This is a genomic window from Thermodesulfobacteriota bacterium, assembly GCA_040757775.1.
Classification (GTDB): Bacteria; Desulfobacterota; UBA8473; order UBA8473; family UBA8473; genus UBA8473.
This window is the reverse complement of sequence record JBFLWQ010000016.1, coordinates 1-13,111: the sequence shown is the minus strand read 5'-3', so window position 1 is coordinate 13,111 and position 13,111 is coordinate 1. Positions and strand designations below refer to the sequence as shown.

At 41.8% G+C, this 13,111-nt stretch carries 12 protein-coding genes; 7 read left to right on the top strand and 5 right to left on the bottom strand.

Annotated elements, in window-relative coordinates; translation table 11 throughout:
* Positions 1–28: 28 nt before the first annotated feature.
* The 5 genes from AB1401_10375 to AB1401_10355 form a co-directional block, all read right to left on the bottom strand.
* Positions 29–358: a methyltransferase domain-containing protein gene (locus AB1401_10375; GenBank protein ID MEW6615857.1), complete on the bottom strand. Its 330-nt coding sequence runs from the start codon at positions 356–358 to the stop codon at positions 29–31.
* Positions 359–381: 23 nt separating this feature from the next.
* Positions 382–1,347, bottom strand: coding sequence for a hypothetical protein (locus tag AB1401_10370; protein ID MEW6615856.1), 966 nt, complete (start codon positions 1,345–1,347; stop codon positions 382–384).
* A 123-nt stretch (positions 1,348–1,470) separates the two neighbouring features.
* Complete coding sequence (locus AB1401_10365) at positions 1,471–2,574, bottom strand: hypothetical protein (GenBank protein MEW6615855.1); 1,104 nt, start codon at positions 2,572–2,574, stop codon at positions 1,471–1,473.
* A gap of 18 nt (positions 2,575–2,592) precedes the next feature.
* Positions 2,593–2,748 (bottom strand): hypothetical protein, encoded by a 156-nt coding sequence (locus tag AB1401_10360; GenBank protein MEW6615854.1) that lies wholly within the window; start codon positions 2,746–2,748, stop codon positions 2,593–2,595.
* 267 nt (positions 2,749–3,015) lie between these two features.
* Positions 3,016–4,368 (bottom strand): glycerate kinase, encoded by a 1,353-nt coding sequence (locus AB1401_10355; GenBank protein ID MEW6615853.1) that lies wholly within the window; start codon positions 4,366–4,368, stop codon positions 3,016–3,018.
* A gap of 325 nt (positions 4,369–4,693) precedes the next feature.
* Between AB1401_10355 and nifS the strand changes: the two genes are divergently transcribed.
* The 7 genes from nifS to AB1401_10320 all read left to right on the top strand — a co-directional run.
* Positions 4,694–5,875: a cysteine desulfurase NifS gene (gene nifS / locus AB1401_10350; GenBank protein ID MEW6615852.1), complete on the top strand. Its 1,182-nt coding sequence runs from the start codon at positions 4,694–4,696 to the stop codon at positions 5,873–5,875.
* The gene (gene mnmA, locus AB1401_10345) at positions 5,872–6,969 is read left to right on the top strand and encodes a tRNA 2-thiouridine(34) synthase MnmA (GenBank protein MEW6615851.1); all 1,098 of its coding nucleotides are present in this window, start codon (positions 5,872–5,874) and stop codon (positions 6,967–6,969) included. Before nifS ends, mnmA begins: the two co-directional genes overlap by 4 nt.
* A 3-nt stretch (positions 6,970–6,972) precedes the next feature.
* Positions 6,973–7,872, top strand: a complete 900-nt coding sequence (locus AB1401_10340; protein MEW6615850.1) for a cysteine synthase family protein — start codon at positions 6,973–6,975, stop codon at positions 7,870–7,872.
* A complete protein-coding gene (mtaB, locus tag AB1401_10335; protein ID MEW6615849.1) occupies positions 7,832–9,148 on the top strand; it encodes a tRNA (N(6)-L-threonylcarbamoyladenosine(37)-C(2))-methylthiotransferase MtaB in 1,317 nt (438 codons plus the stop codon). Before AB1401_10340 ends, mtaB begins: the two co-directional genes overlap by 41 nt.
* Positions 9,149–9,160: 12 nt before the next feature.
* Positions 9,161–11,089 carry an ATP-binding protein gene (locus tag AB1401_10330; GenBank protein ID MEW6615848.1) on the top strand — a complete coding sequence of 643 codons (1,929 nt, stop codon included), beginning with the start codon at positions 9,161–9,163 and terminating at the stop codon, positions 11,087–11,089.
* A 23-nt stretch (positions 11,090–11,112) separates the two neighbouring features.
* A complete protein-coding gene (locus AB1401_10325; GenBank protein ID MEW6615847.1) occupies positions 11,113–12,471 on the top strand; it encodes a sigma-54 dependent transcriptional regulator in 1,359 nt (452 codons plus the stop codon).
* 499 nt (positions 12,472–12,970) lie between these two features.
* On the top strand, positions 12,971–13,111 hold a 141-nt coding region (locus tag AB1401_10320), incomplete at its 3' end, for a methylmalonyl-CoA mutase (protein MEW6615846.1).

Sequence of the window (13,111 nt, the reverse complement as noted above, 5' to 3'; positions counted from 1 at the left end):
ATAAGCGTGATCCCTCTCCAAACTGTAATTAACGGTCATATAACCTGCATTTTCGGTCATAATAGAAAAACATTTCATATATTGCAAGAAGAATATAATCAGAAATATGACCAGTCTGTAGCGTGGGGTGGATGGGGGCAAAATCAACACCGGTAACTTTCCAGCCATGGCGGGCCAGGGTAATGCCATTGGTACCCGTACCGCACCCCAGGTCCAGGGCTCTGCCGGGAGATGTTTTTTGGATAAACTCCATAACTTCAGGCGGGGTGATATTGGTGTCCCAGGGGGTTTGACCGCGAAAGTATCGCCACATGAACATCAGAGAGGAAAGGTTTAAAATACCTTTCAATGGATTCATCTGGCGCCTCATTTGGTAATAGGCTATCTAGGGATAATCTTAATATCGGTAAAGCGGATGACGGCATTTTTTGAAACTATGAACATCGGAGAACCATAGAGGTGGGAATTATTTTTAAATTCGGCAAAGTCTTTTCCATTCAAGGATATTTTTATAATGTCTTCTATAGCTTCAATTTTTACTTTGTTTTGTATGCTGTCGATTAAAGGAGATGTCTCCCAGTTTTTTTTGAAAAGTCCCTTCACATTTTCTACTGTATAATATAACCCATTCAACCCGTTGAATAAATTATATCTTCCATCCAAAATAATCCCAAACTGATACCCTTGTCTGCTGGATGTATTGTTTCGGAAAAACTTTTCATGTCCGCCCTCAAAAATATTCTGACGTATGCCGATTGTGATATAACAGAAATCCCCTCGAATTTTCGTTATGGTCGCTTCCATAATATAATCTTTTAATTCTTTTTTCAGGATCAAATAGTTATCGTCTGAAGTATACTTTGATGTGATTGAATTGTTTTTGAATTCCCACCCGCCGAGTAAAACTTCCCAATTCACCTCATTATAAATTGAATCTAAATCTCCCTGGACTGGTTTTTTGCTGCCTTCATCATGAGAAACAGAGGCGCCAGTCAGGATGGGTCGAATCCTTCCGGCAAGTATGACAAGATAGGAGCCGTTAGCCTGATACCCTTTATCGATAATCTGAAAACCGGGGAGTAAAATGCCTTTTGACTTGCTTTCAACCCAATCTTTTCTGATGACAAAATTTTTCATTTGCGTCGTGGAAGATACCTGTACACCGGCCCGCTCAATGGCTTGGCGCTTGGCATCGACCAGTGCCTCTTCACGGTCATTTCGAACGGTGGATTTAACGCCGTCATCATATCCTTCAATAAGAACATCAACGAAAGGTTCTTCGGTATATCCAAAATCTGTGACGCACAATAGAAGAATGAAACAAACTGCCAGTATTCTTATTATCATTTTTTCACCAGAAAGGGGGACGACCTTAAATTCGTAAATAACTTTATTGAGCAGTGTAGATATTTTTATTATTTAAGATCGTCCCCCTTTTCCCCCTTTATCAGGTGTAAGTCGTTGTTGGGTTTATGTATTTTCCAAATTTGATATTTCTGATAAAAATTGCATTATACAATGTCTGACTAATCGCTGAAAAAATGAAGCATAAGGAAGCTTCTTATCCACCGAAAAATGTCTATTATCTATTATCATGCCGGTTGTTGGATCAGTATCCCATTTATGACCACTTCTCATGTGACGACTAAGATACATCGTCTCGCCTTGATGTAAATAATTTGATCGACTGTCGTATATGGCGCTTAAGGCTTTTTTCAAATCACCTTTTTTTATCCTTGTATGTGGTGCTCTAAAATTACCACCTGTGAAAAATCCTTTCGAGTATAATTGTATAAAATTTGCAAATCTCGTTTTAGCTTTCCTAACATTAAAAAAAATGTTTTTGAGTTCCTCTTTCTGAGATGCCGAAAGTCTTTCAGATTGAATAATATTCTCAAAATTCACGCCGCTGAATAAGTCATCATTCTCGCTTAAATTAACCCATTTTGTAAATGCTTCTATGGATGAAACCAATCTAATAAAAACCATTTCTTCGTCAATCCCGAATTCTCTTAACGCCCTTGCATAATTATAGAACCCCAAAATCAGTCTCTGATGATACTGATCATTAATTCGTGCCAGTTTTTCAAGAAAATCTACTAATCCAACTGCAAAATTACGCTTACCATCTGGGAACATATCTGGGTCAAAGTAAGGTTCACATCTTTTTATTTGCGGAAAATATTCTGTCTTCAACTTTAGGCCATTTGATGATAAATCTCCGGAGTAAGCTGCTATAAGAAAGAAACGACATTGAAAAAATAAAAATAGAATTGAAATCAATTCGCCAGGAATTCCTTCCGGGAAAAGATAACCGCTTTTGTTTGCCTTTAAGAAGTGGGGCTCTTCATTATAAGGTGGATATTTTATTCTAAGCAAATATTTATACGTTCCATTTGAATCTTTTTTAAATGTCATGATACCACATTGAATTGCTCCATTCTTATAATCCAGAACACCAAAAATTTGCGATTCAGATGCAAGCTCATATTCAGCGGTATATTCAGAAGTTGTTTTTTCTAGCTTTTCAATATTCCGAATCCACCCCATTCTATTGTCTGATTGGTTAGTCATTTTTTATAGTCCAGCAATTTATTCCCTGGTTTCGTCCATCACCCCTATTCTATTATATTCACAGATGATTTCCAGAACTAAAAAATACCAGAATGCCATAAAAACTATCCGGGTATCATTCAATATGGCGTGTTCTAGGGTTTTCAGGACATTCCTCAAGGTAACAAATGGCAATAGATGATTACCTTACCATCCTAATTTTGACTTTTTACGACTTCATCAACAATGCCTTACAATCTACCACTTTTTCTCTTTTTCCTTTTTCAATTTCCTTTTTTCTTTAAGGGTTTGCTGTGGTTTTTTCTTTTCATTTGTTTTTTTCTTGTCTTTTCCTTTCATTTTGGATACCTCCTTATTGTGTATTGTCGTTTATTCCTCCAAGCCTCTTAAACAAAACAATTTAAAAAAACAACGTTAATCTCTGTTTAAGCCCAGTGGCACCTAACGAACCAGAACAAGCCGTACATCCATCACATTGGTATTGGTAGGGCCTGTTATGAGCAGGTCTCCCGTCTTTTCAAAGAAGTGATAGGCATCATTATCTTCCAGAAAACGTTCGGCATGGATCCCCGCATCTTTTCCCCTGTTAACAGTAAAAGGATCAACCACAGCCCCCGCCGCATCAGTAGGTCCATCATTTCCGTCTGTACCCCCGCTTAAGATAACGACCCGTGGCGGAAGCCCTGCGAGGTCAATTGCCGCTGACAGGCAAAACTCCTGATTCCTTCCGCCGAGCCCCTTGCCTTTAATGGTTACAGTCGTTTCTCCTCCGGTGATGAGGCAGGCAGGTGGCGGAATCGGCCGGCATGTCTTTAATATCTCCTTGGCTATAGCACTATGCACTACTGCCACTTCCTTCGTTTCTCCTTCCATCATAGAGGATAGAATTATAACCTCGTATCCGAGCGTTTTTGCCTCTTCCCCTGCCGCTTCCAGTGCTAGTATGTTGCTGCCGACGATCATATTAAAAACCCGATCGAAAATAGGATCCCCATCTTTGGGTGTTTCGGGGAGCCTTTCTCCGGAGCCATCTTCCAGATGTTCCCGGACAGAAGGTGGGATCTCTTTTAAATCATATTTTTTGAGGATATCCAGGGCGTCTTTGTATGTGGAACTGTCAGAGACAAAGGGTCCTGACGCTATGACATCCATTTTATCACCCACCACATCAGAGAGCATCAGGTTCACAACAGTGGCAGGGTATGCTGTTCTTGCCATCTGCCCACCCTTTGAAGATGAGATATGCTTTCTCACAGTATTTATCTCATCAATGCCGGCGCCGCATGCCAGTAAACTGCGCGTAACTTCCTGCTTTTCCTGAAGCGTGATCTTTCCCCCAGGCTGAGTAAGCAGAGCCGATCCCCCGCCTGATATGAGGGAAAAAACCAGATCATTTTCAGACGCACCTTCAAGAAGACCAAGAATCTCCCGGGTTCCTGCCACACCGTTATGGTCCGGCAAGGGATGACCGGCCTCTATAATCTCGGTACAGGCAAGGTTTTCAGTAAAACCGTATTTTACATTGATCATTCCTCTACTAATCTGTTTTCCCAGTAACTCTTCGACGGCCCTGGCCATGGGCGCCGTTGCTTTTCCCCCTCCGACAATGAAAATTCGATCATACCCGTTCAGATCAAACTCTGACAGGGGTCGATCCTTTAACCCCAGAATCAACTTTTTGCCATCGAGGCGAAGGAAACGCTTTACTGCCATGTAAGGATCAACAGCCTTAATGCAATGCCTGAAAATGGCCTCAGCCTCGGATCGCATCTGTTTTAAACGGGTCCCATTCATCTTCTGGTCTTCAACTCCTCTTGATTCTTTGCCTCTCTTATCTCTTCCGCGAAGATGATGCCAGCCCCTGTCTTTCCCACCATAGGTAATTAGTTCGTCCTGAAAAATTCCCTTTTCACTTTTCAGGGTGGACTAATTATACAGCATAGGGGGGGCCTTTTGCAAAAAATATGACGTGCCGTTTTTTTGCATTTTACCACACTGGTACAAAAAATTGCAAGTGCAAGTGATATGCTGTTGGGGTTTATAACTGCTTGACAAAACCAGCAATCTCTAATAGATTAATTACAGTTGACCGTTAACAGTTTTTAACCTGGGGGTAAGGATGAAAAAAATCTATATGGACCATAACGCTACTACCCCTCTCCATCCAGAGGCATTGGATGCTATGTTGCCTTTTTTGAAGGACAACTTTGGAAACCCATCCAGCATCCATTGGGCGGGAAGAGGAGTAAGGAAGTATATTGACGAGGCAAGAGAAAAAGTAGCCAATCTCTTGAATACAGACCCCTCTGAAATCGCCTTTACCGGCGGGGGGTCTGAGAGCGATAACCTTGCCATTAAAGGTGCTGCCTATGCCCTCAAGAAGGAGGGAAACCATATAATAACAACAAAAGTAGAACATCCTGCTGTTTTAAATACCTGTGAATATCTGGAGAAGGCAGGTTATAAACTAACTTATCTGCCTGTGGACCATGAGGGAATGATCGACTTAGATGAGCTAAAGGATTCTATTATTAGCAAAACGGTATTAATAAGTATTATGTATGCCAATAATGAAACGGGAACTCTCCTTCCCATAAAAGAAGTTGGGGAGATTGCTGCTGATATAGGCATTCTGTTTCACACCGATGCTGTTCAGGCAGTAGGGAAGATCCCCATGGATTTAAAGGATTTGAAGATTGATCTTCTTTCACTGTCTGGGCATAAACTCTATGGGCCGAAAGGCATAGGCTGTTTGTATGTAAAGAAAGGGACATCCCTTGTGCCCCTGATACATGGGGGGCACCAGGAAGGGGGCATGAGGGCAGGGACTGAAAACATCCCCGGCATAGTGGGGCTTGGAAAGGCATGCGAGATAGCAAGCAGGGACATGGGATTCCAGGTAAAGCGTATTACAAAATTGAGAGACAGGCTTTATGAAGGGATCATTGATAAATTGGATTATATAAAATTGAACGGACACCCAGTAAAGAGAATTCCAAATACCTTAAATGTCAGTTTTGAGTTCATCGAGGGGGAATCCCTTTTGCTAAACTTAGACCTGGAAGGGGTTGCAGTTTCATCCGGATCGGCATGTACATCGGGATCCCTTAAGCCTTCTCATGTCCTAACAGCTATGGGGCTTACACCGGAGATTGCTCAGGGTTCTCTTAGATTCAGTCTGGGGCGGAATAATACTGAAGAGGATGTTGAATATGTACTTGATGTGCTTCCAGAGATAGTAAACAGGCTTCGCTCTATGTCTCCTCTTTATCTCAAGAAGGTGAAGGGTTCGGCATTATGAGGAACAGAGACAAAAAAAGGGTTGTAGTCTCCATGAGTGGAGGGGTAGACAGCTCGGTGGCAGCTGCCTTGTTGAAGGAGAGGGGCTATGATGTCATCGGGGTATCCATGCAAATCTGGGATTATTCCAGCCACGGAGAGGGAGGGTTCAGGAGTTGCTGCTCCCCTGAAGATATCTATCATGCAAGGGCAGTAGCCGACAAACTTGATATACCCTTTTATGTGCTGAACTTAGAGAATGAATTTAAGAAAGAGGTGATAGATTACTTTGTATCCGAATATATGAAAGGAAGAACCCCTAATCCGTGTATCCTGTGTAATCAAAAGCTGAAGTTTGATATTCTCTTAAGGAAAGCCCTGGAGCTTCAGGCAGATTATCTGGCAACCGGACACTATGCGAGAATAAGCTGGGATGATTCAAGGAGGCGACACCTTTTACTCAAAGGAGAAGACGCTGAAAAAGACCAGTCCTACTTTCTCTTTACTTTAAAACAAGAGGAAATTAGACGATTGGCTTTTCCGGTAGGAGATTTTGTTAAAAAAGAGGTTAGAAAAATAGCTGCAAACCTTGGACTTAAAGTGGCTTATAAGAAAGAGAGTCAGGAGATATGCTTCATCCCGGGCAATGAATACAGAAGGTTTATAACCGGGAGAATAGGGAGGGACAAATGTGCCAGGGGTAACGTCATAAATAAAAATGGGGAAGTGCTGGGTAAGCATGAAGGGATTCATCTGTTTACCATAGGGCAGAGAAAAGGGTTGGGTATCCCTGCCCGTCATCCCTATTACGTCCTGGGATTTGACTTAAAAAGTAACAGTGTGATAGTGGGAAGAAATGAGGAGCTATTGAGTAAAGGTTTGATTGCTGAAGATCTCAACTGGATTTTATTTCCAGATTTAGATGCGGAGATTAGCATTTCTTGTAAGATTCGATACAGATACAAGGATACGGAAGCAACCATTATACCCCATAATGGCAGGAGCGTTCTTGTAAGGTTTAAAAAACCACAGAAGGCCATTACACCTGGCCAGGCTATTGTTTTCTATGATGGGAATGTAGTTGTAGGTGGCGGGTGGATAAAGGAGAGTGTTTGAGAAGTGGTAGAGGACAGTATACTAGGAACCATCGGTAATACCCCTTTAGTGAAAATAGGACGCATGAATCCCAACAAGAGGGTTAAATTGATGGCCAAAATGGAAAGTGCTAATCCAACTGGAAGTCTTAAGGACAGGGTAGCCTATTATATAATCTCCAAAGCAGAGGAAGAAGGGGTACTGACCAGGGATAAGGTTATTTTGGAATCCACCAGTGGCAATATGGGTATCAGTCTTGCAATGGTGGGTGCTGTGAAGGGCTACAAGGTGGCGGTTACCTTGCTGGAATCTGCAAGCTTTGAAAAGAGAAGTTTATTGGAGTGTTATGGAGTGGAGGTCTTCCTGATACCTGCTGAAAAGGGACCAGATGGGGCAAGGAATGAAGCCATGATGCTCTATAACCAGTATCCGGAGAAATACTTTTTGGCGGGACAGAATTTCAACATAAATAATGTGGTGGCGCATTATGAGACTACCGGCAGGGAGATCTGGGAGGATACCAGTGGAGAGGTTGATTACTTTGTAGCTGGAATAGGCACCTCTGGTACTATAATGGGGGCCGGCAAAAGGCTGAAGGAGTTGAAACCTGAGGTCAAAGTTATTGGAGTAGAGCCTTATCCCAACCATAAGGTCTATGGCTTAAAGAACTTTGAACAGTCAAGGATACCTGAGATATATGACCAGAGATGGGTAGATGAGATTGTGAAGGTGTCGGATGAGGAGGCAATAAAAACAGCCATAGAACTGGTTAACAAAGAGGGTATCCTGGCAGGGATTAGTTCAGGGGCGGTTATGTTTGCAGCCCTTGAAAAGATTAAGGTACTGGATAAAGGCAATATGGTTGCCCTCCTGGCAGACAGTGGTGAGAGATACCTATCCACCGGTTTCTATACAGGCAAGTAGAACCTTGAAGAAGATAGCTATTGCAACTCTGGGATGTAAAGTTAACAGATACGATTCTGCCGTAATCCACAAGCTTCTGGAAGGAGCTGAATTTAGTTTTGTCCCGTTTGGCAGAAAAGCTGATATTTACATAGTAAATACCTGTACAGTTACCCAGAGGGCAGACTATCAATCCCGCCAGCTTATACGGAGGTACCACCGGTTAAACCCGGATGCCCTGATAATAGTTACCGGATGTTATGCCCAGAGGGCACCTGAGGAGATAAAAGATATTCCAGGGGTGAATCATGTAGTCGGGATTGATGAAAAGGAAAGGATAGTCGATTTTATCAATGGATCTTCAAAGAAAGGGGCTCCCCTTGGAATAACCAGTGACATAACCACCTTCCCTGAGCATACAAGGGCATTTCTAAAGGTTCAGGATGGCTGCGATTCTTTCTGTTCTTATTGCGTCGTTCCCTATGCCCGGGGAAAAAGCAGAAGCCTTGAAAAGGAAGAGACAATAAGACGCATATCCAGACTGGCAGAGCAGGGGTACAGAGAGATAGTCCTTACGGGTATACACCTGGGCTCTTACGGATGGGATTTAATACCGCCTACCACCCTTTTGAATCTGCTCAGATTAATAGAAGATAAAGGCATCCCCGTCAGGATTAGATTGAGCTCTATTGAACCGGCTGAATTCGATGACGGTCTGATAGACCTCATCTCATCTTCCACGACAATCTGTAATCACCTGCATATCCCTCTACAGAGCGGGGCAGATGAAGTACTGAAAAAGATGAATAGACCCTACCTTTCTGAGTTCTTTAAGCAACTGGTAAAGAGGCTTGTTTCAGCCATCCCTGATTTGAATATAGGAATTGATGTCATAGTAGGCTTTCCTGGAGAATCCCATGAAAATTTTACTAATACTTTGAATCTAATTGAGGAGCTTCCTGTCGGCTATCTCCATGTCTTTCCATATTCCAGACGACCCGGGACCCCCGCTGCTGACTTTCCAGATCAGGTAGACAGTAAGACTATAAAAAAGAGGGGGAAAATACTGCGAGATCTGGGAATCAGGAAGAAAGAAGAATTCTACAGGAGGTTTCTTGGAAAGCGGCTTTCGATTCTTATTGAGTCCAGAAGGGATGCGGGGACAGACTATTTGAAAGGATTTTCCCGAAATTACATCCCCGTGTTGATAGATGTAGGGAACAATATGGCAAATGAGGAGATTCCCATTATTGTCACCAAGGTTCAGGATGGGAAGGTATTTGGGACATTAGTTTAAAGGAGTTGTGAGATGAATCAATACCAGATTCTTGAAGGTATATCGGAAGAATCAGAGCCTTATCGATACCTGCCCAATCCTGAGTTGCCTGATTGGGCAGGGGAAATCCTGGAAGATATGAACTTGGGTGTATTTATTGTAGACAGGGCGTTTAGATTTGTAAATAGCACTTCGTTTGTCGAGAGGTTTCTCAAAAGAACGAGAGATGATATAATAGGAAAATACCTTTTTAATGTAATTCCCCTTTTTGACACCTCGGAGTGGAGAGGAAAGTACGCCGATGTCTTAACGAATGGAAGTATCCTTAAAAAGAAAGGAGTTACTTGCGAAAGTACCCAAAACGATAGAAATCCAATTAATACCTTCTTCAATATCAGCCTCTATCCGTTTAAGGACGGAGTTAATGAAGTTACAGGGGTAACAACAGTGCTCAAGGATGTTACCAGAGAGGTTAGGTTAAGGAAGGAAATCCAGGAATCGAAAAAGATAATAGAGGATTTTATCGAAGAGTCTGAAATTGGGATTCTTATTTTGGATAAAGACCAAAGAATCATAAGGTGTAATAGAAAATTAGAAAGCAATATTAAGGTAGCAAAAGAAAGACTGTCAAACCGAACTATGTACGAAGCATTTCCTAGAAATATGCTGAAGCCCCTCCTTTCTGCTGCCCATAGAGATATGATTGAAAAGCACGCCCCTTATGATGTAAACTTTGACTTGTATATACCTAATGTGAATGATGGAAAAAGCACCTTTCGTATGAGAGGGACCCCCTTGCGTAAGAATAAGGGATATGTGATCTTCGTAGACAGGGAAGATAGTTTTTATGAAACGAAAAGGGAGGTAAAAGAAAAGACCAAGGATTTGAAGCTCTCAACAAACTTTCTCTACAACCTGATAGATGCATCTCCTAATGCTGTTATCTCCATTGATAAGTGCGATGGGGTTATCAGTTTTAACAAAACTGCCGAGCAAGTATATGGAGTAAATGCTGGCGAAGTATTAGGAGGTAAGTACTACTTCTTGTTTTCGGAAGAGGAAAACGAAAGGATCAAAAAGATAATCCTGTCTGATACCTTCCACTGGGAGGGAGAAGTCACTAGCCTGAGAAAAGATGGCTCAAATTTTCCAACAAGGCTCAGCATTTCCAAGATTGTAGATGAAGATGAAAACAGGATAGCGCTACTCTTCTTAATTGAAGATATTACGGAAAAGAAGAAGCTCAGACAGAGTTTGATACAATCAAAGAAAATGGCGGATTTGGGAGAGATGATTGGGGGACTTGCCCACCAGCTCAATAACCCTTTGGTTGGTGTCGTCAATATGGCGGATATCCTCACAAGAAGGATAAGGAAGGATGCCCCGACCTTCGAATTAGTAAAAACAATAGGAGAGGCTGCCAATGAGTGTCGAAAGATTACCAACAGCCTTCTCAAATTTTCGAAAAAGCCCAGGTCTGTGTTCTCAGAATTGAATCTGGTTCAAACCGTAGAAAATTCCATTTTATTGGTAAAGCGGCAATCTTTCTTAAACGGGATTAGCATCATAAAGGAGTATGACCCTGACATCTCAAAAATTCTAGGTGATGAGACACAACTGCAGCAGGTGTTCCTGAATGTTATTGTCAATGCTCTCCAGGCAATGCTGAATGGTGGAAACCTGAGGGTAGAAGTAAGAAACAGTGAGAAAGCGAGGTCAAGTCGTAGGAATGGTTTTGTAGAGGTACGGTTTATTGATACAGGAGTTGGGATACCCAGAGAAAATCTGGATAAAATATTCGACCCATTTTTTACCACAAAGGATGCGGATAACGGGACAGGGCTCGGTCTAAGCATAGCGTACACAATCGTAAAAGAACATAATGGTAAAATCGACGTCGAAAGCATGGAGGGTAAAGGAACGACCTTTACTATTAGATTACCAGCCCAAAATATGCAATAGAGATTTTTTCCAGGATGTGTTTTATGGAATCAAGTGAGAAAATATTGATAGTGGATGACGAAAAGTATACCCGCGGCTATTTTGAAATTCTCTTACGAGAGTCCGGATATACAACTGAATCCGTTGCCAGTGGTTATGAAGCAGTAAAGAGGTCTCAGGAAGACACCTTTGACCTGGTTCTACTCGACATAAGAATGCCTGATATAGACGGTATTGAGGTTCTTAAGCAACTAAAAGAGATAGATCGTGAACTTTCGGTAATCATGATTACTGCCTATGGGACCATGGAAAACGTAATTGAAACCATGAAAATGGGTGCATGTGATTTCCTTACAAAGCCATTCGAAGACTCCGACAAGGTACTGATAAGTATAAAGAATGGATTGTCTCAAAGGAGGTTAAAAAAGGAAAATATCTATCTCAAGAGCCAACTGGACTTTCAGGTATCCAGCATAGTGGGTAAGAACAAACAAATGAAGGCGATCTTCGAATTGATAAGAAAATCGGCTTTGGTAAACTCCAATGTATTGGTAGAAGGTGAAAGTGGGACAGGTAAGGAACTCGTTGCTCGCGCCATTCACCAGAACAGTCCACGGAGTGACAAAAGGTTTTTGGGGACAAACTGTACGGCGTTACCGGAAAACTTGCTGGAGAGCACTCTTTTCGGATATGAAAAAGGCGCATTTACCGGTGCCTATAAAACCACTAAAGGATATTTTGAAGAGGCAGACGGAGGGACACTTTTCCTGGACGAGATTGGTGATACAAACTTATCCTTCCAGGTTAAATTGCTGAGGGTCATACAGGACAGGGAGTTTATAAGGGTGGGAGGTACAAAATCCATCCCGATAGATATCAGGCTTATTGCTGCCAGCAGTGGTGATCTTCAAAAGAAAGTAGACTCTGGAAGCTTTCAGCTTGCCCTCTATTACAGACTGAATGTAATCAGGATATTACTTCCCCCTCTGAGGGAGAGAAAGGATGATATTCCCCTTCTGGTAGACCATTTTTTGAATAAGTTATCGAATACAATAGGGGTTGATAAAAAAGACATATCCGCAGATGCGTTGGATACCCTTATTAACTACCGATGGGATGGTAATGTTAGAGAACTCGAAAACGTGATTGAAAGGGCGATCGTTTTTCAGCCAGAGAAGACGATAACAGTCAGAGATTTACCCAAATACATAATGGGGGAGCCCAAAGAGAAATCTGAAAAATGGTTTGCACTATCCCCCTTTGAGAAGGCAAGAGCAGAATTTGAAAAAAGGTACATACAAGAGATCTTGGATAAGACAGGAGGGGATTTGAACGAGGCTGCAGCCTTTGCAGAATTACATCCATCCACACTCTACCGTAAGATCAAACGACATAAGACTTAGCAAAATGTGTCATCTATCATTGCAAATCTAATCCTTCTTGCCTTACTTGCAATAATGCAAAAGTTGTGCAAGTTTGCAAATCCTGTTCGCTGGAATACCTAGCCAACCCTTAAGAACTTTGACGATAAAGGGTTTGTAAAATTGCAACGCTGATATCCAACCATTACTCTTTCTTACAAATCCATATTAACGCTTTTTGATCGTTTGTTTATGATATATGGCGAAAAAACAAAAACTTACATTAAATACAAACGACTTTCCTTATTCGGAAACGTGCGTTGGTATGATTATTGCAGAAGCTATATTTGCAATCAGGTAATTGGTTTTAGCTCCAAAAGCCATAGGGGAGATGAACATATGAGGAATTAGTGAAAATAAACATATAAAGAGGAAGGTTTGTTTTGGTAATGTGGTGGAGAAAGTTTTCAGAGTAAGCTCTATAATGGATACATAACAAAATGAAGGAATTAATTTGGGTTAGTTAAGGAGGTATAAAGTAGTGCAAGAGCCGAGAACAAGGATTTTACTGGCGAAGCCTGGGGCAGATTGTCATGATAGGGGGGCTCATGTGCTGGTTCAGGCGTTCAAAGATGCTGGTATGGAGGTTATTTACACGGGGCTTTACCAGACTCCAAAGATG